The sequence below is a fragment of the Bacillus sp. AFS037270 genome, from assembly GCF_002585305.1.
The window spans coordinates 21,926-46,567 of the sequence record NZ_NUNF01000062.1 but is presented as its reverse complement, the minus strand read 5'-3'; the positions used below and the strand labels follow the sequence as shown (position 1 = coordinate 46,567).

Genomic DNA, 24,642 nt, shown 5'->3' with positions numbered 1-24,642 from the left:
ATATTTAAATAATATACTGAACGTTCGGTTTTGTAAATAGCTATTTTTTCTTTTTGTTGAATATTTAGTATAATGAACGTATAGTTTTTATTGTAAAGGGGAGGATTCGTGTGAATGCCAAAAGAGGACGTCCACGTAATGTTGAAACGCAAAAGTCTATCCTTTCTGCTTCATATGATTTGTTGTTGGAAAATGGCTTTGGAACGGTCACTGTAGAGAAAATTGCTGAGCGTGCCAGGGTTAGTAAAGCCACAATTTATAAATGGTGGCCCAACAAAGCAGCCGTTGTTATGGACGGCTTTCTATCTGCTGCTGCGGCAAGACTGCCGGTGCCCGACACGGGTTCAGTATTTAATGACATACTCATCCATGCCACTAGTTTAGCTCGGTTTTTGACCAGTCGGGAGGGTAAAATCATTAAGGAGCTGATTGGTGAAGGGCAATTTGATTCAGGGCTGGCGAAGGCATACCGGACCAGATACTTCCATCCTCGCCGGCTTGAGGCTAGGCATCTTATGGAACGGGGGGTTCAGCGCGGGGAATTGAGGGGAAATCTCGATCTCGATTTAAGCATTGACCTCATTTATGGGCCAATTTTCTATAGATTGCTTGTGATAGGTGAAAATTTGGATGATGTTTATGTTGAAAATTTAGTGAAATATTCATTTACAGGAATTAATTCGGATTGAATAGATACCCAAATCTTACGAGGAGTGTCCCTTTGCTTTACTGATGAGGCGAATTCAAGAGATCGCTGAGGTAGATTTCGATGCCGTGCTCCCGCCGCCCGAGATGCTGGGATACTCATGTTCATGTTGTTGTTCATCTTTTCGCCTATACCATAATAGATGAAAGTGGTTTTGGTAAAGGAATTGAAACTGATTCTGAACAAGTGGCACTTGGATGGATACCATTAGAAGAATTATTAAATATGATTTTTATCGAAAAGCTATGATACCTCATTTAATAAATTACGGTATTCGTAACGAAATGGCTCAAGCATATGTTGGGGATATGGGTTAATTGAAATATGAAAGTTATTCAACTATCGGGCGCAATTCTGCAGCAAGAATTGTGCTTTTTCTTTATGTTTAGCGCTTAACAAATGTAATCGCCTTTTCTTATTGAAGTAATAAAGTTAGTTAAAGAATAACTATATTAATAGACGATAGTATTTGATAAAATCAAAGTATTAGATAATTTAGCTGACTAAACTAGTAGACGATAAAATTGATTTTATTCCCTAAAAAATTCCCTAATGATGAAGATGGACAAGTGTTAAAAATGCTTTATAAAGATGGTGTTGATTTTAAAAAGCCACAAAATGTTGATTTCTTTGTTGCAGTTCCAGATAAAAAGAGTGGCGAAGCTGTATTAAAATTATTAAGCGATGATGGGTTTAATTACGAATTAGAACAAGATGAAGAGACCGAGGACTGGACCTGTTATTGTTTTGTAAAAATGCTTTTAATTCACGAAGATATTGTTGATATTCAAAAACGACTAAATGAATTAAGTAAACCTTATAATGTATACTCGGATGGATGGGGAGTAATGGTTGATTAATTAGTGCTTGTTGAACTAACTGTACCGTTAAACAAGCTAAAGGCAGCTATCATAACAATTATCCTGATCTTCAGCAAACGGGCGCTTTAATGGAACAACTATTTCTTATTTTATCTTAGTAAATCTTAATGTTGTTGTAGTAAATGAGGTTAAATGTAGTACAAAGAAGGATAGATAAAGCAAATTTTATCTATCCTTCCTTTTTGCCTTATATAATGTGCAACATTATATAATTCTTCCCTTTTATCAACTCATTAATAAAATATATTGACTTTTAATAAAAAACCACGGTCTGTACGGCTCATGCCTACACTCTGTAGGTTTCTGTTCCCTTTACGGCTTACGCCGCCATACCGAACGAGCCGAAAACCGGAAGATCAAAAAATTGAAAGATCAAGAGAATAAAAAACAAAAGGAGAGCAGCCGAAACGGCTGCTTTTGTTATTTATTTTTCCCTTTTGCCTTCCGAATCGTAAAACAGCGCAAGCCTTCTAACCTTCCAGCCGGCAGGACACCCGAACCTTACCGGCTAGAAGCTAAAAAGGATAGTCAATCGGTCAAGGGGCAAAAAAGTCTTTTGCTTAAGGACGCTTTCGCAACAGCAAAAAACTTTTTGTGCGAAGAGCACCCTTGACCCATTGCCTATGCGTGTTTTTCGTTCTACTTGCAAAAGGGGAAAAATCATCCCCCTTTGGGGAACTCACTCGCTTCGCAAGTCAAAAGGAAAAAGAAAATCTTAAACAAAACTTCAAAAAATCAAAGGAGGAAAAACAAAATGACAAAAAGTGTTTATGAAATCATTACAGAAAAAATCATTGGAAAATTAGAGAAGTGCGTTGCACCGTGGCGCCAGCCGTGGACCAATACAAATGCGGTCAATTGGAAAACACAAAAACCATACGAGGAATCAATGTTTTTCTGGTGGAGCCAGGGGAATATGCTTCCAAAAAACAGATTTTAGAAGCGGGTGGACGAATTAAAAAAGAAGAACTAAAAAATTCCCATATCATTGTCTATTGGCTGTGGAAAGAGAAAGAAGATGAAGACACAGGGGAAAAAATTACTTTTGCCAAACCCTTTTATTATCGAGTTTGGGAAATTAATAAACAGTGTACCGGCTTAGAAAATCATTTCCAATAAAAGAGATATTTAAAACTGCTACATGCGGTGGTGAATGTGCAGCTAAACACACCTATAGGAATAGAAAGAAAACAAACTCCTAATTTATGAGATTAGAGATATTTTGCGTGTAACATTAAGTGAGTCTAAACGGTTAGGTGAACATGTATATATTTCTGAATATTTTGATTCCCAAAAAAGGGAAGTGTTTGACATCCAATTGGAAGTTTGAATAGAATGTGATGAAAATACTGTGAATTATTTGAAGCCGTAGCTATATACCCTATTGTTCAACTAAAGGGTGCAAGAGTTCAAGATCGGAGCTGTCATTAAGGCAGTTTTCTTTTTTACTAACGGTCAGGTTAGTGGAAGCAGGAATGATATAATGGGTATTAATATGTATAATTTGAGTATCAGTTCAAGGGGGCTACAAAATGATTCAAATAAATAAAAAGTCTGGTACTGTTATCATTGTTATACACGAAATTTATGGAATTAACCAACATATGAAGAGTTTTTGTGAATTTCTATCAAAACAGAGTTTTGATGTCATTTGTCCAAATTTTTTAGAATCAGAGACACCTTTTGATTATTCTCAAGAGGAAGATGCTTATCGTAATTTTATGGAGAAAGTAGGATTCACTCACGCTATACATAAAATAAAACATATATTATCAGATGTTAAAGATGAATACCAAAAAATATTTATCATTGGGTTTAGTGTAGGGGCAACTGTTGCTTGGTTATGTAGTGAGGAAGAATGTGTCGCTGGAATAGTTGGATACTATGGTTCACGTATTCGGGATTATGTAGAATTAACACCACAATGTCCTACAATGCTATTCTTTCCGCAAGAAGAACAATCATTTAATGTGGACGAGTTAATTTTAACTTTAGATAAAAAGAATATCGAATTACATAAATTTAACGGAACGCACGGATTCAGTGACCCCTACTCTCCAAAATATAATGTAAAATCTGCACAAAAAGCATTTAACGAATTGGTGAAATTTATTGTGAAACATTAATTAAATTAACTAAGGTGTTATTAAGCTATCGGGTGCTTGAGTTGATGGAGTTACGGTGGCAGCTCTTTTTTTGTTGTTCAACTAAAGGTGCAGTTTAGTTTCATAAGATTAATGTGGGGAAACTAAGATTTTTAACGATAGTCATAGGCAGAACAAAGATAAAGTCCTCTTTATTTCATAACTTTCAAATAAAACGGAACTTTTGCTTTAAGGCATATTCAAATGACAATGTAAATATGAATAGAACAAAAGAAGTATTTCGGGGAGGTTATAGAATGAACGGGGATGATACATCTTTCCATGCTGATACCGGTGTTACATCTGGATTGTTTGTTGAACGCTCTTTAAATGAAATACGTTTTTGGGCTAGGATCATGAAAGAGCATTCTTTATTTCTTCGATTAGGTTTTAGAGCAGAGGATACTCAACTAATTCAAGAGGCTAATCAATTTTATCGATTATTTGAACACATCGAACAAACTGCACATTCCTTTAATAATCAAACTGATCCGGAACAAATAAGAAGATTTAATTCAGAGGTACAACAAGCTGCAACTAATATTTTCGTATTTAAACGGAAAGTATTAGGACTAATTCTCACATGCAAATTGCCGGGGGCAAATAATTTTCCACTATTAGTTGACCATACAAGTAGGGAAGCTAATTATTTTAGAAAACGATTAATTGAATTAAATGAAGGAAAATTGCAATCGCTCCCAGATGCCATTATTAAAGAAAATGTCTTCTTCTTAAGGATTATGGCAGACCATGCCAAATTTATTGGTCATCTATTAGATCCGTCCGAAAGGAAGCTAGTTGATGTAGCACGGAATTTCAGCAATGATTTTGATCAATTGCTGTATCAAGCAAGGGACTTAGAATCTATGAAGCCACAATCTCAAACAGTTCCTCTGTTAGATCAATTCCTTGATCAAAATCGGGTGTCGGTCTCATCTCTTAGGGACTTTAAGAAAACAGCCCGTGATTTAATTGAGCAATGTAAAATAAAGAGCATTATTCATCCTCTTTTAGCAGACCATGTTTTCCGGGAAGCTGATAGGTTCCTAGAAATCATTGATATGTTTGACGCGCATCTTACAGGCGGTACCCGATAACATAGATAACGGCAAAGAATGTGCATGTTGGTCTAATAAAGCATGATAGTTATAGTATGAAGATTGTGAAATATTGTACTTAGACTAAAGGGTGCGATTGTTCAATAGGAGCAGTCGCTTTTTCTTGTTCAGCTAACGTGGCGGTTTAGCTGAAGAAGCATATAATTAATAAAGGGACAGTACCGTTTTTTCTATGGGACTGTCCCTTTTACTTGATTAATTTATTTTTTTAATCCGAATGCAAAGAAGGGTCCATTTACTGTTATTGTTGATAGGATTCGAGCTATCTCTTGAGGAGATTCTTTCCTGCCACTATCTAACCATTGTTGAATTACTCCTATATGTGCAGACGCAACGTAAGAAGCTAAATATTGTCCTGGAACAAGTAAATTTTCCTCCTTAATAATTGCGTTTGGTTCATTTCCAAACAGCGTTTTCCACATAAAATCTTTCAGTCTTGTTTGAAAAGATAAATCGCCTTTTGGACCTAACACAGCTTTCATAAAACCACTATTTTCATTAAGATACTCAAATATTAAAACTGAAAGGGATAATGGTGTTGCAGTCGGTGAGTTGGTTTCAAGTGCGGCAATAACACCTGGGAAGTTCTGCTTTGCAATTCTGGACATTTCAAGCATAATCTCTTCTTCGCATTTGGTCATTAAATCAAATTTGTCTTGATAGTGTGTATAAATGTACCCCTATTAATTTTCGCTTTAGTTGTTATTAAAAACAAACTAGTATTGCTGTCACCAATTATTGTATTGGCAGTAATTTTTATTTTTTCACTAACATTATTTCCATCAGTCCAGCCACAACCCAAAAATCTGCCTATTGCAATCGTAAATGAGGATGAGGGAGTGCAAAGTCCTAATCAACCAGAAATGAATATGGGTAAAACCATCGTTGAAACAATGGAAAAAAATACAACAACAGATGAAGACCCTGCTGTAAAATGGGTTGAAGTAAAAACAGCAGAGGAAGCACAAAAAGGAATGGATGAGCAAAAATATTATGCAGCATTGGTCATTCCGAAAGATTTCAGTGCTAATCAGGCATCATTAAGGACACCAGCACCTTCTTCACCTGAAGTTCAAATATATATCAATCAGGGAATGAATACAGCTGCCTCAACGATGGCGGGACGGGTCTTGAATGGAGTGGTTGACAGTATGAACAACAATATTCGTACCCAACTCCTTCAAGGATTTGAAAAACAAGGAGCAACATTAACAGTAAAACAAGCTGCAAGCTTAGCGACTCCTATATCAAAAAAAGTCACAAATGTTAATGAAATTGGTACTAATAGTGCAAACGGAAATTCTCCTGTTTCCTTATTTCAGCCATTATGGATAGGAAGCTTGGCAAGTGCTGCAATTATCTTTATGGCTGTTAGAAAATTATCAATTTCAAATCGGAAAGAGAACCTTATCGTAAAGATAGGACAAATTTTAATAGGTGCGATTATTTCCCTTGTCAGTGGATATGGTTTAACTTGGCTGGCAGGTGAAATGGTAGGACTTCATATTCCACAGTTTACGGATACAGATTTATTCCTATCGATTACTTCTTTTAGCTTTTTCCTAATGATTTTAGCGGTACTTTCGTTGTTGGGGATGAAAAGTTTACCCTTATTTGGATTAATGTTATTCTTTGGTGAACCACTGCTTTCAATGGCTCCAGAAATGATGTCTCCATTTTATCGAGATTGGGTTTATTCTTGGTTGCCCATGCGATTTATGATACAAGGTTTGCGTGAGTTGCTCTTCTTCGGAAAAGGATTAACTTGGAGTTCACCTATACAACTCTTTTATGGATTGGAGTAGTAAGTATGGTAATCATACTAGCTTCTGCTTTAAAACTTAATTCAATAAACTTGTTTTAGCAAAAGTTTGTGAATAAACGCACTTCAACTACCATGAAAATAAACTTCTGTAATTCAGGAAAAAAGGCAATACTGAAGAAGAAGCAGCTCATTCATTTTTAAAAAAGGGGAGAGCGCCTAATTCATGATCTTTGTAATAGAGTTGAATAGATTAAGATGCTTCTGGTTCTTTTAAAGTAACTGTGTATCCTAAACTTTCAAGTCTTCGTAGTGAATGCCGAACAATGGATTGCTGACTTTTTTTATCAAAGTAGTCTTCGCCTAAGTCTACATACATTTCTTTCCGTGTGCAGAGATAATAAGAGATACGTAACTGCCATGGAAAGTACGACTGTATATTGGAAGCCAATTGTTAATCTATTAGAAGCTGATCGAGCAGTTTTAAAAGAAAAACTGTTTTGGCAAAAAACGTTTGAATCTCCTTTCCTTGTGAAGTAATAATACATGCAGTAATGTTGTCTTAATAAACATCTATACCACATGCACTTTCAATGACTACTTCCATTGAAAACATCCTTTCCACGGGACTGGATATTATTGGAGGCTGGTGCAACAGCCAGAATAGGATTAATCTACCATGTGTGCTTCCCGTTAGGGAGCGACAGTCAGTATTGACGGTTTAACAATATTTTCATTCTCTGTGGTGAAGAGCTGGTTTTTAGCGATCTTTTTAGCGATTCATGGATGGCTAACGGGTGCCTTAATTTAAGTAAAACTTTCCACAAAGTTATACAAATAGTGATTCACTTGAAAAAACATAGACATCTATGTATAATGGAAAACATGATTAAATATAATACAGCTTCAATGGTTGGAAAGATTAGAGACGCAGTAAACAATTTGATTTTGACGGAACTTAACAAACAAGGTGTGAATGGTATTGCCCCTTCACATGGGGATATTTTAGTGTGCCTTTACGAAAAAAATCGCTTATCCGTGAAGGAACTTGCTGAAAAAATCCATCGCACTCAGCCGACTGTAACAGTTTTAATTGATAAGTTACAAAAATTAGGTTATGTCGAGAGAATAAAGAGTTGGGAGGATAGCAGAGTAACGTTAATCAAACTAACGGAAAAGGGAGTCCAGTTGGAACCAATTTTTCATGAGATCTCAGAAAAATTAAATTCTGTTATTTACGGTGGGTTAACGGACATCGAAAAAGAACAGGTAGAACATTTATTAGAAATAATCCTAAAAAGGTTTTAATTTTTTTTTGCACATTACATAGATGTCTATGTAATGGTAAATTTTAAAAGTTAAAACTAAGGTAATCTATTATTAAAAAAAAGGAGAGGTAAAATGATCCGGTTTGAACAAGTATCCAAACAATTTCCTAACGGGACCTTTGCCGTAAAATCTTTAGATTTCGAAATAAAGAAAGGGGAATTTTTTATATTGATTGGTCCCAGTGGTTCTGGTAAGACAACCACATTAAAAATGATTAATCGCCTCATCGAATTATCAAAAGGTTGGGTTTGGATTAATGGGATGAAAATAAGCGACTATGATATCAATGAACTTCGTTGGAATATAGGGTATGTTCTGCAACAAATTGCTCTTTTTCCACATATGTCAATTGCTGAAAATATTGCAATTGTTCCGGAATTAGTAAATTGGGACAAAGAAAAGATCGCTGCTCGTGTTGATGAATTGCTAAAAATGGTAGGTCTTGATCCAAAAGAATATCGAAATCGTAAACCTAGTGAACTTTCGGGCGGACAACAGCAACGAGTAGGCGTAATAAGAGCTTTAGCTGCGGATCCTGAAATCATCTTGATGGACGAACCGTTTAGTGCGCTTGATCCATTTAGCCGGGAAAAATTGCAGGATGAACTGCTTGAAATTCAGCGAAAACTGAAAAAGACCATTGTGTTTGTTACTCATGATATGCAAGAAGCTTTAAAGCTAGGGGATCGTATTTGTCTGATGAAAGATGGTGAAATCGTCCAGATTGGCACTCCAAACGAATTTTTAACTATTCCCGTGAATGATTTTGTACGTGAATTTGTGGGAATCCGTAAATTTTCCATGAGTTTAAATGAACTTATTTCACCTGTTCCAGCAGAATTTTTATCTAATACTAAAACCATTTCCTTATCAACTCCAGTAGATGAGGTATTAGAACACCTTGCATCGTTTGAACAAATTTCTGTTGAGGACAATGGAAAAGTAATCGGGATGATCCTCAGGCAACATGCACTTAAAGTAATGTCTCAATATTTGAGAGAAGGAGGGCAAATTCATGAGTAATTTGATAAGTGTCTTGTCAGACCGGAAATCTCAGCTCTTGAACGCTCTTTTGCAACATCTAGAAATTTCGTTAATTGCTCTTTTTTTCTCATTAATAATTGCGATACCACTAGGAATCTATTTAACACGAAAACAAAGAATAGCAGAATATATCATTGGCATTACTGGAGTGCTGCAAACCATTCCTTCTTTAGCTTTGTTAGGTCTTTTGATTCCACTTTTTGGAATAGGGACTGTCCCTGCTGTGATAGCGCTAATCGCTTATGCTCTCCTTCCTCTATTACGGAATACCTATACGGGAATTAAAGAGGTAGAACCTTCATTATTGGAGGCCGCCAGTGCCATGGGGATGAACAGGAGGAAGAGACTATTAAAAGTCGAGCTTCCTTTAGCCATGCCTGTCATCATGGCGGGTATCCGAACGGCTACCATTTTTATTATAGGAACGGCCACGATTGCTTCCTTAATCGGAGCAGGTGGATTAGGGGATATTATTCTACTTGGAATATCTCGAAATGATTATTCACTTATTGTCCTCGGAGCTGTACCATCCGCACTTTTAGCGATTATTTTTGACCTTCTGCTCCGAAAGCTGGAAAGAGTTTCCTTTAAAAAGATCATGGTCGCCTCTGGTGCTCTTGCGCTGGTTACCATTCTAATCATTGGTTCTATGGTTGGTCCGACCCTGCTTCAAAATGAGCAAAAGCCAATTGTGATCTCTGGCAAATTCGGTCCAGAGCCGGAAATTCTAGACAATATGTATAAATTATTGATCGAAGAAAATACAGATTTGAAAGTGAGGCTAAGAACCGGATTAGGCGATACGACCTTTGTTTTTAATGCATTAAAATCGAAAGATGTTGATATTTATCCTGAATTTACGGGGACAGCAATTGCTAACTTATTAAAAGAGAACCCTGTAAGTACAAACAGTATAGAAGTCTACACACAAGCAAAAGAAGGCATGGCCAAAAAATATAACATGGCATTGTTATCGCCAATGAAATTTAATGACACCTATGCGATAGCGGTCCCTGAAGATTTTGCAAAAAAGTATAATCTGAAAAAGATTTCTGACCTCGTAAAAGTAGAGCAGTATGTTACAGCCGGTTTTGATCCTGAGTTTGCCGATATAAAAGATGGATATCCAGGTTTGGCTCAGAAATATGGTTTGAATTTTAAAATTGTTACCATGGACCCGTCTGTAAGGTATCATGCAATTCAAACAGGCAAGGTAAATCTGATGAATGCCTATTCAACGGATGGTGAACTGAAAAAATACCATCTCGTTGTTCTTGAAGATGATAAACATTTCTTCCCGCCATATCAAGGATCACCTTTATTACGGCAAGAAACGATAGATCAATACCCAGAGATTGTACCAGCATTGAACAAACTTGCCGGGAAGATTACCGATAGTCAAATGCAAAAAATGAACTATGAAGTTGGTGTGAAAGGAAAGAAAGCCGAAGATGTGGCGAGAGACTTCTTAACAAAGGAAGGTCTCCTGAACAAGTAATGTATAAGGAGGACTTAAAATGAAGGCAGTTGTATTGGAAAAACCCTGTAGAGCAGATGAATTAGTTGTACAAGAAGTACCCACCCCTAAAGTGAAGCCGGGATGGGTGCTGGTAAAAATTAAGGCGTTTGGTATCAATCGGTCGGAGATTTTTACGAGAAAAGGTGATTCTCCATCTGTAAAACTCCCTCGAATTATTGGAATCGAATGCGCAGGAGAAATAGAAGATCCATCAGATAGTTCTTTTCAAAAAGGTCAACGGGTTGTATCCCTGATGGGGGGGCTTGGGCGTGAGTTTGATGGGAGTTATGCGGAATATGCGCTAATTCCATCCTCACAGGTTTATCCGCTTGACAATGATATGGACTGGGTGGAATTAGCAGCCATCCCTGAAATGTATTACACAGCATATGCCTCCCTTTTTGATACGCTTCGGCTTAAAAAGGGAGAAACTCTGCTGATCCGTGGAGGCAGCAGCTCTGTTGGACTAGCAGCATTGCAACTTGCTAAAAGTGTCGGAGCTACTGTTATTTCGACTACCCGAAACACAAACAAGGTGGATTTTTTAAAGCAATATGGTGCGGATTTTGTGTTACTTGATGATGGAAGTTTATCAGAACAATTTTTCTCACTTTTTCCAAACGGCGTGAACAAAGTTTTAGATCTAGTGGGAACGGTCACGTTGAAACATTCACTGAAGTTACTTTCCCATCACGGTATCTTATGTATGACAGGAATATTAGGCGGTGAGTGGGTGTTGGGAAATTTTGAGCCTATGATGGATATTCCTTCTGGTACGTATTTTACTCAGTTTGATAGCGGAATAAATTTTAATAAAAATTTGCTGATTGAACTATTCGACCATATTGAACAACATAAAATTAAGGTGCCTATTGCACAGGTCTTCACACTTGATGAAATCCATAAAGCACATCTTTTAATGGAAAGTAATGCGGCTAACGGAAAAATCGTCATTGTAAATTGAAAATGTATCTGCCTTTGAGTATTGCTATGATTTGAAAATATAGTTAGGAGTTGTATTGAATTGGTTTTAAAGTCGAATAAATATTCGCTTGCTTTCGCTATACTTTTAGCAGTATTTTCTGGAATTGGTCCGTTTACCATCGATATGTATTTAGCGTCATTTCCTAAAATTATGGGCTATTTTGGGACAAAGGCTTCTATGGTCCAAGCAAGCTTGACCTCTTGTATTTTAGGGATCGCTTTCGGTCAAATCATCATGGGTGCATTAAGTGATGTTCATGGCAGACGTAAACCTTTATTGATTTCTATGATCGTGTATTCTCTTTCTTCTTTCGCTTGTGCTTTCGCACCGAACATTACTGTATTTATTATTTTTCGTTTCGTACAGGGATTTGCAGGTTCGGCTGGGATTGTTATTTCTCGTGCAATTGTTCGTGATTTATACAGTGGTATAGAACTGACAAAGTTTTTTTCACTCTTAACAATCATCGGTAATCTAGCTCCGTTGATTGCACCGCTTGCAGGAAGTGCTATCATTTCTTTTACTCCTTGGGTAGGTGTATTTATCTTTTTAGGTTTTTTTGGAGTCTTATTATCAACTTTAACAGCATTGAAAATCATAGAAAGCCTACCTGCAGAACGGCGTGTTTCTAGTGATTTCATGGGATTATTAAACAATTTTAAAGATTTGCTTAAGTCTAAGAGATTCATGGGATACGCTCTTGTTCAAGGTATATTGTTTGCCGGGGTTTTTGCCTACATTTCCGGAGCTTCCTTTATTTATCAAAAAATTTATGACGTGACACCGCAAGTGTTTTCAATGCTTTTTGCTCTGAATGGCATAAGTTTAATTCTAGGGGCTCAAATTGTGAAATTATTAGCAGGGCGGATAAAAGAAGATAGTATTCTTCTTATCGGGCTTACAATAGCTTTTATAGCCGGGACGATGGTCTTAATCGAAGTCTTATTGCATGGTCCGTTAATGATGTTAGTCATTCCGCTTTTCTTTTTAAACGCTGCAATCGGTATTACAGGTCCGACTTCTTTTACATTAGGGATGGAATCGCAAGGGCATATTGCTGGGAGCGCCGCCGCACTCTTGGGTGTTATGCCAACTTTATTAGGTGCCGTTACTGCCCCACTTGTGGGTATTGCAGGTGAATATTCGGCAGTACCATTTGGAGTTATTATTTTCACAACGAGCTTGTTGTCTATCATCGCCTATGCAGCCCTAGCTAAAAAAGCTAAAACATCGCCCTTCTCCAAAAAAATTCAGGCATAATATACAAATTGTGAGGAGTTATCTTTAGTAGAAGGAGTGAATATGAAGGCAAGTTTTCAGACAAATTATGGCGTGGAACGGTTCTATGAAGATGTCGGTTCAGGTAACCCATTGGTCTTAGTTCATGGATGGACCGCATCCCACCGTACCTTTCATGTTTTGGAGTGTTCGTCATATTTTTGCTGTGAGGTAGCAATAAATGACTCAACAGCAGCGTTGAACTCTTCGGCCATAAAACATGAGGTGTCCTCCATCTTCAAATATAAGGATTTCAGATCCTGGAATGTTTTCAGGGACATCCACGGGGCTAAGCTCGCAGTGGACGGTGGGCTTACTGCCATATAAGAGTGAGTCGTATGTTATGTAACCTACGCTTTTCTTCTAAGTAGCTACTACCTAGATCAGATTTTAAGAAAAAATACAGTTATTTAATGTAAAGGAGAATTAATTATGGCAATTACACAACAATCGATGACAAATGAGCAACGTAAGTCAGTTGCACTTGAATACTTTAAACTAATGGATCAGGGCAACCCTGCCTTTCTTGAATTATTTGCCGAGGATGCACAGTTTTATTTCCCAAAAATGGGAATTGCAAATGGAATTGAAGAACTCAAAAAACTTCTTTTTGAGAGTGGTAGTGGTCCAAAAATTAAATCCATCACCCACGACTATGCTTATTTTAACTATATATTTCAAGGCGACACAGTTGTCGTAGAGGGTACAAGTTCTGGTGTTACTTCCAATGGAAAAGAATGGCGTTCCGGAGTCACCCATGCAGGACGCTTTTGTAACGTGTTTGAAATACGGGATTACAAGATAAATAGACTTTTCATTTATCTAGACCCAGATTATGAAAATTAACTAGTATTTACTACATGGACTGCGCGGTAATCCGAACTCCGATTAGTTTTATTATAGTTAAACAGTTCTTCACACGCAGCTTGTGAAAAGCTGTACTTAAACCCTCGTGCAGGCTTGTTTAATGAGAGCTCGATATCTCATATTAATACAGGGTATTTTGGGGGAATAAACAAATTAGATGGAAAAAAGTTGAATTAAACCATATTAATTGTGGGATAAAAGGTATATGAGTTACTTTCGAGGGGATGAACCGGGTTATCAGGTTTCTGTATGGTTAAGATCTAGCTGTTTTTTTAGAATTGAACTCTAACTCTTCCTAATTTAATTATAACATACAAAAAATGGATAATATAGACTATTTATTCTTATTTGCTACTGCTAAAATACAATAGAACTTAAACTAGATTTGCTGAGAGGGATAAATATATCAAAGAAACCAAAAGAAATGTAATGGTTAGGGGAGATATAGATGAGTTCTTTGGTGCTCGGTTTTCAGGAAATGGAAAAAACACAGCTTTTGCTCGTTGGCGGTAAAGGGTTAAATTTAGGGGAATTATCAAAAATTCAAGGAATACAAGTACCAGAAGGATTTTGTGTTACAACAGTGGGATATCAAAAAGCCATCGAACAAAACGAAACGCTTCAAGCATTGTTGGATCAACTAACAAAGCTAAAAGTAGAGGATCGAGATCAAATTGGTGAAATCAGCAGGAAGATTCGAAGACTCATTATAGAAGTAGAAATTCCTTCCGATGTTGTGAAAACAGTTGCTCACTATCTCTCCCAGTTTGGCGAGGAACATGCATATGCAGTGCGTTCTAGTGCGACTGCTGAAGATTTACCACATGCCTCTTTTGCTGGTCAACACGACACCTATTTAAATATTATCGGCAAAAAATCAATCTTGCAGCATATCAGCAAATGCTGGGCTTCCCTATTTACGGATCGCGCGGTAATCTACCGTATGCAAAATGGATTTGACCACAGTCAGGTTTATTTATCCGTTATCGTTCAAAGGATGGTTTTCCCGCAGGCTTCAGGGATATTATTTACCGCTGATCCGATTACTTCCAACCGAAAGTTACTATCAATCGATGCCAGTTTTGGGCTTGGAGAAGCACTGGTCTCTGGTTTGGTATCTGCCGATTGTTACAAAGTAAAGGAACAGAAAATCGTTGATAAGAGGATAGCAACCAAAAAATTAGCTATCTATGGACGAAAAGAAGGCGGAACAGAGACACACGAGATCGCTCCTGATCAGCAAGAGACTCAAACACTTAATGACCAACAAATTTTACAACTGGCGCGCATCGGAAGACAGATCGAAACTTATTTTGGCTGTCCGCAAGATATCGAAGTGTGTTTGGTTGATGATACATTTTATATTGTCCAGAGTCGTCCAATCACGAGGCTTTTCCCCATACCTGAAGCGAATGATCAAGAAAATCACGTCTATGTATCTGTTGGTCATCAACAAATGATGACCGACCCTATGAAACCATTGGGATTGTCTTTTCACCTGTTAATAACTCCTGCACCTATGCGTAAAGCTGGTGGAAGGTTGTTTGTGGATGTCACACCTATGCTGGCTTCACCTGACAGAAGAAACATGTTATTAAATACCATGGGACAACACGATCCGCTCATGAAAGACGCACTTACGACTGTTGTAGAGCGAGGAGATTTTATAAAATCGTTACCAAATGATCCAAAAGCACCGAGTCCCAACAGAAACAATACAGATATGCCGGAAGAAATCGAAAACAATGCGACCATTGTTCATGAGTTGATTAAGCGCAGTCAAACGTCGATAGAAGAGTTAAAACAATACATTAAAACGAAATCAGGATCGGATCTATTTGATTTTATTTTGGAAGATATCAAAGAGTTAAAGAAGATTTTATTTGACCCACAAAGTACAGCTGTTTTTATGACTGCTATAAATGCTTCACATTGGATCAATGAAAAAATGATGGAGTGGTTAGGTGAAAAAAACGTAGCAGACATACTTTCTCAATCTGTACCAAACAATATTACTTCGGAAATGGGTCTAGCATTATTGGATGTCGCAGATGTGATTCGTCCATATCCAGAAGTAATTGATTATTTACAACATGTAAAAGATGATAACTTTTTAGAAGAACTGGTTAAGTTTAATGGCGGACAGGAAGCACGGGACGCTATCTATGATTATCTCAACAAATATGGAATGCGGTGCAGCGGAGAAATCGATATTACGAAAACTCGTTGGAGCGAAATACCAATTACACTTGTCCCCATGATTCTCAGTAACATCAAAAACTTTGAGCCTGATGCCGGCAAGCGGAAATTTGAGCAAGGGAAACAGGAGGCTTTGAAAAAAGAACAAGAGTTATTAGTTCGATTGAAGCAATTGCCGGATGGTGAACAAAAGGCCAAAGAGACAAAACGAATGATCGATCGTATTCGGAACTTCATCGGTTATCGTGAATATCCAAAATACGGCATGGTTAATCGCTACTTCGTTTATAAGCAGGCTATACTGAAAGAAGCCGAACGACTCGTAAAAGCGGGCGTAGTTCATGAAAAAGAAGATATATACTACCTCACTTTTGAAGAACTTCACGAAGTCGTACGCACCAATCAACTGGATTACCAGATTATCAGCAAACGAAAAGACGAGTACAAATTATATGAAAAACTAACTCTCCCACGTGTGATCACATCTGATGGTGAAATCATTGCAGGTGAGTACAAACGAGAAAATCTCCCAGCCGAAGCGATTGTAGGGCTGCCTGTTTCTGCAGGAGTTATAGAGGGACGAGCGCGTGTCATCTTAAACATGGAAGATGCTAATCTAGAAGAGGGAGACATATTAGTCACCTCCTTTACTGACCCTAGCTGGACACCGCTGTTTGTATCGATAAAAGGTCTAGTCACCGAAGTGGGTGGGCTGATGACTCATGGAGCAGTGATCGCACGTGAATATGGCTTACCCGCAGTTGTCGGGGTGGAAAATGCGACCAAACTGATAAAAGATGGGCAACGAATTCGCGTGCATGGAACAGAAGGATATATTGAAATTTTGTAATTGCTTAATACCTTACAGTTATGCTTCAAAAATATCAAAGGAGGCAAAAGTATTTTGAACATCATTGTTACCAGTATATTCGTACAAGATCAAGACAAGGCACTGGAGTTTTATTCAGAAAAGCTGGGGTTTGTAAAAAAGGAGGACGTTCCCGTCGGAGAATTTAGATGGATAACGCTTGTGTCTCCCGATAATCAAGATGGTACCGAGCTTTTACTCGAACCGAATGCCCATCCTGCCGCAAAGGAGTATCAAAACAAGATATTTGCTGAAGGCATCCCAGCAACAATGTTTGGCGTTGCAGATGTTCACAAAGAGTACGAGCGATTAATGGAAAAAGGCGTGAGGTTTACTATGGAACCGACAAAAATGGGAGAAGTCACAATAGCTGTCTTAGACGATACATGCGGCAACCTTATTCAAATAGTGCAGAAGTAACTTCATGACGAATTAACCTAGTTCTGACGACTTGAGGAAATAGTAGCGTGCAAAAAAGCTGTCTTAGCCGACAGCTTTTTTTATATGACACAACACCTCATTAAATTTTTCATGTTCTTCAGACAGAGGACAATGTCCGGAATTCTCAAACCAAATCAGTTCCTTTACAGGTGCATGGATACGATGGAAATACTCTTCCACCAGTTGAGAAGGGTGTTGAAATCGAATCTGCCAGCGCAAAAATAAATCGGAATTGAATAATCGATGTTATATTAAGCTAGCCAACTATTAAAAAATCACATGGTAATAAAACCCTTTAAATGGTAATATATTCATAAAAGTGACTAAATACCTACTAAATTATGTTACATAATATGAAGGGAAAAGTAATTTTTAAGAGTCATTTTAAAAGGGGAAATTTGATGAAGCCAAATCGAAGATATGATATTGATTGGTTGAGGAATTTGGGGATCTTATTATTGTTCCCATTCCATTCAGCAAGGTTATTCGACCATTGGGATCCATTCTATGTGAAGAGTAATGTTTTAAGCTGGGGGTTAAGCTGGTTTATAGCTTCTACTAGCTACTGGTTTATGCCATTATTATTTTGGCTTGCAGGTTCATCAACCTGGTATGCCTTGCAGCATAGATCATATCAGCAGTATCTGAAGGACCGGATATCTAGATTGCTAATACCATTTATTTTTGGTTTGTTATTTATTGTTCCACCACAGGGATATTTTTCATTATAACAGCACAGTGGTGAATCATCTGGCAATTATTCTACTTTCTTGAAAAACTACTTTTTGGATTTTAGTGATTTGTCAGGATACTTTGGTTCATTTACCCCTGCCCATTTGTGGTTCATTCTTTATTTATTTGTTTTATCGTTTATTAGCGCTGCCATTATTTATTTATATGAAAAATAAAAATGGCACATCCGGGTTTGAAAAAGTCCATTCGATTTTCAGCAAACCCTATGTGTATATCTTGTTTTTTATCATTTTAGCAGCGACACAGCCTTTGCCTGCACCAGGAGGACAAAATCCTTTTTATTTCATAGCTTTTTTAATCATGGGATTTGTCACAGCTAGCCATCCCAATTACCAAAAAATGTTTAACAAATACCGTTTCCCTGCATTAATTGTCATTCTAATCCTAGTACCTGTTTGGGAAATCATTTTATATCATTCGCTGGATTCAACAAGTTTTTCTCCGATAGATATCTTCAAGGCATTCTTAAGATCACTAAATACTTGGTTAACTTTAATTGTGATCCTTGGGTATGGAAATAAGTTTTTGAATTTCTCACATAAGCTCGTCCCGTATATGAATGAGGCATCTTTTCCAATTTATATTATTCACCAAAGTATCCTTGTTGTAGGAGGGTATTTTATACTAAAATTAAAAATCGGTTTTGGCAGGAATATTTATTGATTATGGCTATAACCTTTATGATTTCAGTAATAATATATGAATTCATCATCAAGCAGACTACGTTCACAAGATGGATATTTGGGGTGAAAATCAAAACTCCTATTAGATCAAAGAAAGCAGCCACAAACATTAATAGATTTGGGTGAAAAATTGTACAAGGGTAGTAACTGTCAGGGAGTATTACAACAATTTTTATTTAAAGAGGTGCAGTGATGAAAAAGGTTTGGTCAGAGGACTTACCTGTTGTTCAATTTCGAGTTGCAAGACCTACTCATCAATTACAGAAAGTAGTAGAGTTTTATCGTGATGGAGTTGGCTTAAAGGTAATTGGAGCATTTGAAGGACACGATGGGTATGACGGTATCATGCTAGGATTACCGGATGCTAGTTACCATTTGGAGTTTACGCAGCATGTAGAGGGAAGCCCGTGCTTGGCACCTACAAAAGATAATTTGCTCGTGTTCTATTTTCCGGATAAAGATGCTAGAGATAGGATTGTGCAAAGATTGAATCTAATGGGATATAAAGAAGTTGCACCTGAAAATCCATACTGGAAAAATGCAGGAGTGACCATCGAGGATCCGGATGGGTGGAGAATCGTACTGCAAAATTCTTATACTTTAAATTACAACAAAGAAGATTAAGATACGGTTGATTCATTGTGCTAGGTACCACACAAACGGATGCCTTGTTCCAATAAGGCTTAACGATATTTACATGAATATATTGTGAGGCAGCGGAAAAACGGCTAGAGGTAACCCTAGCCGTTTTTTCGTACAAATTTGTTTCGTAGAACAGGAAAATAACCATCAATAGGCTATTATCAAAAGTTTTGCTTAAAAAAATAAAAATATAGAAAGCAAGTAGTTTATGATTTCTGCCTTACTGCTGCTTGTAATGGGACAGCAAATTCTAGAGGGGCTCCTGGTAATCCAACTAATGAACTTCCTATTGTTGTATAGGCAATAGGAGGGACTCGTGGGACTTTACCAGCTCCACAACCAATTTGTAAGACTCCACCATTGACCATTCCACCAATTTTTAAAAAACGGATATCAAATGTCTGTTGTAGATGTTTATCCATTTCAATCACCTCTTATTTATATATGTTCAAAAGTACGGTTAAATTCGGATGATAACAAAAGTTAACGAGAAATTGATCGATATGGTGAAATAGAGAGTCCAATAAGAAGAAAATGTCAGTAAAAGAGAAGGGGGCTTGTAAAACGAATGGTGCTGGATAGTAAAAGAATGAACGGACTACACTATTGATCACTACGGTGGTCATTTTTTTATTCCCGGATGTTTTTATTAAAGATTGCTTTACAAGAGGGCAGGGCGGTCCATGCAACCCGTTAAAAAGTGTAAATCAAAAAAATCGATGTATTCATTATTCTCTTTTTTATACTTAATGGGCTTTACTTAATAGGTAATAACTTTATGGTTACAACTGGGAAAAATAGCAAGGAACTATATGTCGAAATTTGTTGTTGGTTGTCGATTTACCTCTTATAATATAATTTTATAGATTAATATAAAATTTATCATAATCGAGGTCAACTATGGATAAAATTGTCATTACAGGTTATGGAGTTAAAGCCCCAGGTATCCGTAATATAGATCAATTTAAAGACGTTTTAGAACAGGGTATCTGTACACAGGAAATACTCCACGGCCGCGGCAATAACGGCTCTAATATAGTATGTGGAGTAGTTCATGAAGATTTGGATATTATCTCTGGTCAAAAATATAAAAGGTACCCCCGTGCAGCTCGGTTGGGAATTGCAGCAGCTGAGGAGGCTTATAAGATGGCCAACTTACCAAATGATGATTTTGCACGTGTTGCCGTCATAATGGGTACATCCGGTGGAGGTATTCTAGAAGTTGAAAAGTTCTCTAACCATGGTAATAACCTTAAAAAAGTACCTATTCAATATGTTCCTATCGGTGATCCGCATACATTATCCTCTGGGATCACTAAGCATCTTGGAATAAATGGACAGGCTTATACCATCTCTACTGGCTGTACGGCAAGCTTAGACGCGATCCTTATGGGCAAATTATTCTTAGAAGCTGGATACGCAGATATATGTATCGTTGGCGGCTCAGATGCTCTTTTAGGGGATTGGATTACCTATGGATTTTTAAAGACAGATGCGATTGCCGAAAATGTGGAGATTGAAGAAACTGGGGTACCCTTTTCCACATCTCATAAGGGTTTTGTTAAATCAGAGGGTTCTGCCGTTGTTATCATGGAACGGAAGAAAGACGCAGATTCAAGAGGTGCTAAGATATGGGGGCAAGTCAACGGGGGGGCTTCTAACAATGAAGCTCTTTCAATGTTAATGTCCGATACAACAGGAACCTTGATGACAGCTGCCTTAAAAAGTGCAATAGGCGATTGCGTTCCCACCTATGTAAACAGTCAAGCGCTTGGATTAAAACAGAATGATATGATTGAGTACCTTACTCATACTAATCTATTTGGGTCCTCTGTCCCTATTACTTCCATAAAAGGAATGACAGGCCATACCTTTGGCTCAATGGGAGCTATCCAAGTCGTCTCTTCGTTATTAAGTATGGAATATGGATTTATTCCACCAACAATTAAAACGAGTGGAGACGGTTTTAATGACTTGCCAATTGTCTTTGAGACGAAGTATCAAAATGTCGAAAGTGTTGCAATAACTAACCATGGGGTTAGCGGAAATAATACTTGTTTATTAATTACAAAAGGAAATTGAGGAAGAGGCAATGATTTATTTATTAATGATTTCTTTTGCATTATTTCCTTTAGCAGCTGGAATTACAACAATCTATATTTTGGGGAAAACGAAATTATCAAAGCTTTTATTTCTCTTTTTTATTTTTACCTCGTTTTGGCAAATAGATGTTTCTTTTTTATATGCTCGTGAATTTTTTTCAAATAGCGTTATAGAGTTTTTATTTAAGTTATTTCGTTTTGGCTCAATAATGTTGGCTCCAACTTTATTTTCCGTTATATATACGGCGATAAACCAAACACAAATGGTTGAATCTAGAATGGTAAAATATGCAGTGAATAAATTTACTGTAGTCATTCTATATATATGGTCAACCTTTGTCTACTTGATTGGATGGAGTCACAAAGGAATTCAAAGCTTTGAGTTAGTAAAACCGCAGGGATTAATAAAGGTAAGTTTCTTATACCCAGTCTATGGAGATTTGTCATGGATCTTTAACTTTAATTTATTAATATTCATTATTATCACCGTATTATCCCTTGCATTAAGTAAAAACCTGAAGGATTCTGAAACCAAAACGTTTGTCCATTACTTTATTATCATTGCAACAGTAGGATATTGTATTGGAATCTTAAATATGATTAAAAGCTATCTATTATTACCAAGCAGTATCGCTGTTTTATTTTTATCCATTGGGATCCTCATCCCTGTTATTAGAATGCACCAAAAGATCATTGCTAAGATGAATAATGCACTTTTAGATCAAAAAGAATTTCTTCATAAAATCATCGATATGAATCCCAGCTATATCTATGCCAAAAGTCAGGATGGAAAATATACATTAACCAATCAAGCTTATGGTTTACTATTTGGGGTGAATTCCGAAGAACTTATCGGAAATTTTGAGATGGATTATAATCCTGATTTGGATATGGCAAAACAGAATATTAGTTTAGATCATCAGGTATTATCCACCTTAGTAGAAAAGCATATACCGGAAAATGAAATCATTGATTCACAAGGAAATAAAAGGTGGATACAAACCGTAAAGCTGCCCATCATTTCAACTGGAGATAAGCAAGTTCTTAGTGTAGCAACTGATATTACACAACGGAAAATCAATGAAAAAAAGAGAGAGTGGGAAGCTCTTCATGATCCTCTCACCGGATTACCTAATCGGCGGGCATTTCATCAGGATTTAATCGAACGAATTAAATTAGCAAAACTCAATCAAGAAAGTATAGCGGTCATTTTTTTAGATTTAGATCGTTTTAAAATTATTAATGACACCCTCAATCATGAAAATGGAGATCTTCTATTAAAGAAAGTAGCAGAACGGTTAAGTAAAGCGGATGATAAAAGGGTGACCGATTTTTCAGTTTATAGACTCGGCGGTGACGAGTTTACCTTTATTTTATTTAGTGTAACGAAGGATGAAACAACCCTCTTTGTAAAAAGATTGTTAAATATATTTAAGAAATCATTTACTCTAAAAGATCATGAACTATTTGTCACTTCCAGTTTGGGGATCAGTATGTATCCAACGGATGGTGATCATCCAGATGTTTTAATTAAAAATGCAGATATTGCAATGTATTCCTCCAAAGAATCAGGAAGAAATTCTTATTCCTTCTTTACGCAGGAGATGAATGATGATTATCAGAAGAAAATGGTATTAGAAAAAGCTCTGCGAAAAGCATTACATTCTAATGAACTTAAAATAGTTTATCAACCAAAAATGGATATTGAAACGAACAGCATCATTGGTATGGAAGCATTATTAAGATGGGAGAGTTCTGAATTAGGAATGATTTCACCTGCTGAATTTATACCTTTAGCAGAAGAAACTGGAATCATATTACCACTAGGTGAATGGGTTCTGAAATCAGCATGTATTCAAAATAAGATTTGGCAAGATATGGGGTACACTCCTATATCAGTATCCGTAAATATCTCAATGCGGCAATTTTATGACGGGAACTTTGTAGAATCTGTTATAAATATCTTAGAAGAAACAAAACTTGACGCTCAATATCTAGATTTAGAAATAACGGAGAGTATTTCGATGGCGAACATCGATTCTGTGATTTCCACGCTGAATGAGTTAAGGGCAATGGGGATATCGATTTCAATAGATGATTTTGGAACAGGATATTCCTCATTAAGTTATCTGAAAAAGTTTCCAATTAATAATCTAAAAATTGACCGTTCCTTTGTAAGAGATATTACAAGCAATTCTGAAAATCGGGCAATTGTAAAAACCATTATTTCAATGGCCAATAATTTAAATCTTGATGTGATTGCGGAAGGAGTAGAGACTGAAGAGGAGTTAAAATTCTTAAAAGCAAATGGCTGTATTATTGTACAGGGATATCTGTTCAGTCCTCCGATAACGGATGAAGAATTTGAAAGAAGCTTTCTAGAGCAACACAATGAACCTGCAACTACATTAATCTAATAAGAGAGGGCGCACAGTATTTTAAACTGTTCGCCCTTTCCATTTTCTAAATAGTATAATTTTATGAATGTCCATTATTTTTATTAATTGCAATAAAAATCCATATTTTCAAAGGTTAAATATTTTATTTAGATCTTGATTTTTATGGTTTTAACATTATCGATAATATACTGCCTTGCAATGTCGCTTTTGTTTGAGACTTTACCAAGTGGCTAACTTCCTGGCAAAAATTTGCGAGGAGTTCTTCGCCAATGTTTGTATGCGTGATTTCCCTTCCTCGGAAACGAACGCTTACCTTTACATGATAACCTTTGGTTAAAAAGGAGATTGCGCTTTTTACTTTTGTTTGAAAGTCATTTTCGCCAATTGTGATTGACATACGTATTTCTTTTGTTTCTATTGTTTGCTGATTCTGTTTGCTCAGCTTTTCTTTTTTCTGTAAATCAAATTTGTATTTTCCACCATCCAATATCTTACATACTGGCGGATTAGATTCACTGATTTGAATAAGGTCTAATCCCATTTCATTTGCCATTTTAAGTGCTTGAATGGTAGGTATAACTTGTTGACCGTTTTCTGAAACGAGTCTTACTTCTTTTGATTGTATCGCTTCGTTCATAATAATATTTTTAATAAATAATCCCTCCAATCAGGTAAAATACGATTACCCCAATATGAGGCATTGCTAGCCCCAATTTTAAACTCATTATTACAATATATGTTATGAAATTATGGATGGAAGGGCGCTATAACTAGAATAAGATATATTCCTATTTTTCAAGAAAATAGTTTTACGCCACATATTGATAAATAGAATTAGAAATATCTAATCCTTTCCTGAGCTTATCTTCTTGTATTTACAAAAAGATCAGGGAAGCTGCAGGGTTTCGAAATGATTTTAAAA

Annotated in this window: 22 protein-coding genes and 2 pseudogenes; 21 read left to right on the top strand and 3 right to left on the bottom strand. The window is 36.7% G+C overall.

Annotated features, from left to right (window positions below):
* Positions 1-110: 110 nt before the first annotated feature.
* From COD92_RS25665 to COD92_RS25630, 7 genes are all read left to right on the top strand, one after another.
* Positions 111-689, top strand: coding sequence for a TetR/AcrR family transcriptional regulator (locus COD92_RS25665; RefSeq protein WP_098530123.1), 579 nt, complete (start codon positions 111-113; stop codon positions 687-689).
* 80 nt (positions 690-769) lie between these two features.
* Complete coding sequence (locus tag COD92_RS25660; RefSeq protein WP_255286636.1) at positions 770-955, top strand: hypothetical protein; 186 nt, start codon at positions 770-772, stop codon at positions 953-955.
* A gap of 275 nt (positions 956-1,230) precedes the next feature.
* On the top strand, positions 1,231-1,566 hold the full coding sequence (locus COD92_RS25655; protein ID WP_098530124.1) for a ribonuclease E inhibitor RraB: 336 nt from the start codon (positions 1,231-1,233) through the stop codon (positions 1,564-1,566).
* A 385-nt stretch (positions 1,567-1,951) separates the two neighbouring features.
* Positions 1,952-2,200, top strand: coding sequence for a hypothetical protein (locus tag COD92_RS25650; RefSeq protein ID WP_098530125.1), 249 nt, complete (start codon positions 1,952-1,954; stop codon positions 2,198-2,200).
* Between the two features lie 141 nt (positions 2,201-2,341).
* Entirely contained in the window at positions 2,342-2,527 is a 186-nt protein-coding gene (locus COD92_RS25645; RefSeq protein WP_098530126.1) for an ArdC-like ssDNA-binding domain-containing protein, read from the top strand.
* A 592-nt stretch (positions 2,528-3,119) separates the two neighbouring features.
* Complete coding sequence (locus tag COD92_RS25635) at positions 3,120-3,713, top strand: dienelactone hydrolase family protein (RefSeq protein WP_098530128.1); 594 nt, start codon at positions 3,120-3,122, stop codon at positions 3,711-3,713.
* A 275-nt stretch (positions 3,714-3,988) separates the two neighbouring features.
* Positions 3,989-4,828: a DUF2935 domain-containing protein gene (locus tag COD92_RS25630; RefSeq protein WP_098530129.1), complete on the top strand. Its 840-nt coding sequence runs from the start codon at positions 3,989-3,991 to the stop codon at positions 4,826-4,828.
* A gap of 221 nt (positions 4,829-5,049) precedes the next feature.
* On the opposite strand, the pseudogene COD92_RS25625 reads toward COD92_RS25630, so the two are convergent.
* Positions 5,050-5,609: pseudogene (locus tag COD92_RS25625) on the bottom strand (TetR/AcrR family transcriptional regulator).
* Between COD92_RS25625 and COD92_RS25620 the strand changes: the two are divergent.
* From COD92_RS25620 to COD92_RS25555, 12 genes and pseudogenes are all read left to right on the top strand, one after another.
* Positions 5,536-6,713: pseudogene (locus COD92_RS25620) on the top strand (YhgE/Pip domain-containing protein). The pseudogenes COD92_RS25625 and COD92_RS25620 sit on opposite strands and share 74 nt — an antisense overlap.
* Before the next feature lie 783 nt (positions 6,714-7,496).
* Complete coding sequence (locus COD92_RS25610) at positions 7,497-7,919, top strand: MarR family winged helix-turn-helix transcriptional regulator (RefSeq protein ID WP_098530130.1); 423 nt, start codon at positions 7,497-7,499, stop codon at positions 7,917-7,919.
* 93 nt (positions 7,920-8,012) lie between these two features.
* Entirely contained in the window at positions 8,013-8,963 is a 951-nt protein-coding gene (opuFA, locus tag COD92_RS25605) for an osmoprotectant update ABC transporter ATP-binding subunit OpuFA (protein WP_098530131.1), read from the top strand.
* Positions 8,956-10,482 (top strand): osmoprotectant update ABC transporter permease/substrate-binding subunit OpuFB, encoded by a 1,527-nt coding sequence (gene opuFB / locus COD92_RS25600; RefSeq protein ID WP_098530132.1) that lies wholly within the window; start codon positions 8,956-8,958, stop codon positions 10,480-10,482. The genes opuFA and opuFB overlap by 8 nt, the downstream gene beginning before the upstream one ends.
* Before the next feature lie 19 nt (positions 10,483-10,501).
* The gene (locus COD92_RS25595; RefSeq protein WP_098530133.1) at positions 10,502-11,467 is read left to right on the top strand and encodes a zinc-binding alcohol dehydrogenase family protein; all 966 of its coding nucleotides are present in this window, start codon (positions 10,502-10,504) and stop codon (positions 11,465-11,467) included.
* 60 nt (positions 11,468-11,527) lie between these two features.
* Positions 11,528-12,748: a multidrug effflux MFS transporter gene (locus COD92_RS25590; RefSeq protein WP_255286637.1), complete on the top strand. Its 1,221-nt coding sequence runs from the start codon at positions 11,528-11,530 to the stop codon at positions 12,746-12,748.
* Positions 12,749-13,198: 450 nt separating this feature from the next.
* Positions 13,199-13,612: a nuclear transport factor 2 family protein gene (locus COD92_RS25580; RefSeq protein WP_218011275.1), complete on the top strand. Its 414-nt coding sequence runs from the start codon at positions 13,199-13,201 to the stop codon at positions 13,610-13,612.
* Positions 13,613-14,081: 469 nt separating this feature from the next.
* On the top strand, positions 14,082-16,682 hold the full coding sequence (gene ppsA / locus COD92_RS25575; protein WP_098530136.1) for a phosphoenolpyruvate synthase: 2,601 nt from the start codon (positions 14,082-14,084) through the stop codon (positions 16,680-16,682).
* A gap of 54 nt (positions 16,683-16,736) precedes the next feature.
* Positions 16,737-17,120: a VOC family protein gene (locus COD92_RS25570; RefSeq protein WP_098530137.1), complete on the top strand. Its 384-nt coding sequence runs from the start codon at positions 16,737-16,739 to the stop codon at positions 17,118-17,120.
* Between the two features lie 422 nt (positions 17,121-17,542).
* On the top strand, positions 17,543-17,872 hold the full coding sequence (locus COD92_RS25565) for an acyltransferase family protein (RefSeq protein WP_176541186.1): 330 nt from the start codon (positions 17,543-17,545) through the stop codon (positions 17,870-17,872).
* 82 nt (positions 17,873-17,954) lie between these two features.
* Positions 17,955-18,557 carry a hypothetical protein gene (locus tag COD92_RS25560; protein WP_098530139.1) on the top strand — a complete coding sequence of 201 codons (603 nt, stop codon included), beginning with the start codon at positions 17,955-17,957 and terminating at the stop codon, positions 18,555-18,557.
* A 212-nt stretch (positions 18,558-18,769) separates the two neighbouring features.
* Positions 18,770-19,201 carry a VOC family protein gene (locus COD92_RS25555; protein WP_098530140.1) on the top strand — a complete coding sequence of 144 codons (432 nt, stop codon included), beginning with the start codon at positions 18,770-18,772 and terminating at the stop codon, positions 19,199-19,201.
* Positions 19,202-19,425: 224 nt separating this feature from the next.
* Here the strand turns inward: COD92_RS25555 and COD92_RS25550 are convergent, their stop codons facing one another.
* A complete protein-coding gene (locus tag COD92_RS25550) occupies positions 19,426-19,641 on the bottom strand; it encodes a hypothetical protein (RefSeq protein ID WP_098530141.1) in 216 nt (71 codons plus the stop codon).
* A gap of 478 nt (positions 19,642-20,119) precedes the next feature.
* On the opposite strand from COD92_RS25550, the gene COD92_RS25545 reads away from it, so the two are divergent.
* Positions 20,120-21,301 (top strand): beta-ketoacyl synthase N-terminal-like domain-containing protein, encoded by a 1,182-nt coding sequence (locus COD92_RS25545; RefSeq protein WP_098530142.1) that lies wholly within the window; start codon positions 20,120-20,122, stop codon positions 21,299-21,301.
* A 10-nt stretch (positions 21,302-21,311) separates the two neighbouring features.
* Positions 21,312-23,738 carry a putative bifunctional diguanylate cyclase/phosphodiesterase gene (locus COD92_RS25540; protein WP_098530143.1) on the top strand — a complete coding sequence of 809 codons (2,427 nt, stop codon included), beginning with the start codon at positions 21,312-21,314 and terminating at the stop codon, positions 23,736-23,738.
* 142 nt (positions 23,739-23,880) lie between these two features.
* Here COD92_RS25540 and infC read toward each other — a convergent pair whose 3' ends face one another.
* Positions 23,881-24,387, bottom strand: a complete 507-nt coding sequence (gene infC, locus COD92_RS25535) for a translation initiation factor IF-3 (RefSeq protein WP_141561141.1) — start codon at positions 24,385-24,387, stop codon at positions 23,881-23,883.
* Positions 24,388-24,642 lie beyond the last annotated feature (255 nt).

Coding starts and splice junctions, on each gene's coding strand:
- COD92_RS25660 (WP_255286636.1), top strand. CDS start 770: ATGCCGTGCTCCCGCCGCCCGAGATGCTGGGATACTCATGTTCATGTT.
- COD92_RS25645 (WP_098530126.1), top strand. CDS start 2,342: ATGACAAAAAGTGTTTATGAAATCATTACAGAAAAAATCATTGGAAAA.
- COD92_RS25635 (WP_098530128.1), top strand. CDS start 3,120: ATGATTCAAATAAATAAAAAGTCTGGTACTGTTATCATTGTTATACAC.
- COD92_RS25630 (WP_098530129.1), top strand. CDS start 3,989: ATGAACGGGGATGATACATCTTTCCATGCTGATACCGGTGTTACATCT.
- COD92_RS25610 (WP_098530130.1), top strand. CDS start 7,497: ATGATTAAATATAATACAGCTTCAATGGTTGGAAAGATTAGAGACGCA.
- opuFA (WP_098530131.1), top strand. CDS start 8,013: ATGATCCGGTTTGAACAAGTATCCAAACAATTTCCTAACGGGACCTTT.
- opuFB (WP_098530132.1), top strand. CDS start 8,956: ATGAGTAATTTGATAAGTGTCTTGTCAGACCGGAAATCTCAGCTCTTG.
- COD92_RS25595 (WP_098530133.1), top strand. CDS start 10,502: ATGAAGGCAGTTGTATTGGAAAAACCCTGTAGAGCAGATGAATTAGTT.
- COD92_RS25580 (WP_218011275.1), top strand. CDS start 13,199: ATGGCAATTACACAACAATCGATGACAAATGAGCAACGTAAGTCAGTT.
- ppsA (WP_098530136.1), top strand. CDS start 14,082: ATGAGTTCTTTGGTGCTCGGTTTTCAGGAAATGGAAAAAACACAGCTT.
- COD92_RS25565 (WP_176541186.1), top strand. CDS start 17,543: ATGAAGCCAAATCGAAGATATGATATTGATTGGTTGAGGAATTTGGGG.
- COD92_RS25555 (WP_098530140.1), top strand. CDS start 18,770: ATGAAAAAGGTTTGGTCAGAGGACTTACCTGTTGTTCAATTTCGAGTT.
- COD92_RS25550 (WP_098530141.1), bottom strand. CDS start 19,641: ATGGATAAACATCTACAACAGACATTTGATATCCGTTTTTTAAAAATT.
- COD92_RS25545 (WP_098530142.1), top strand. CDS start 20,120: ATGGATAAAATTGTCATTACAGGTTATGGAGTTAAAGCCCCAGGTATC.
- COD92_RS25540 (WP_098530143.1), top strand. CDS start 21,312: ATGATTTATTTATTAATGATTTCTTTTGCATTATTTCCTTTAGCAGCT.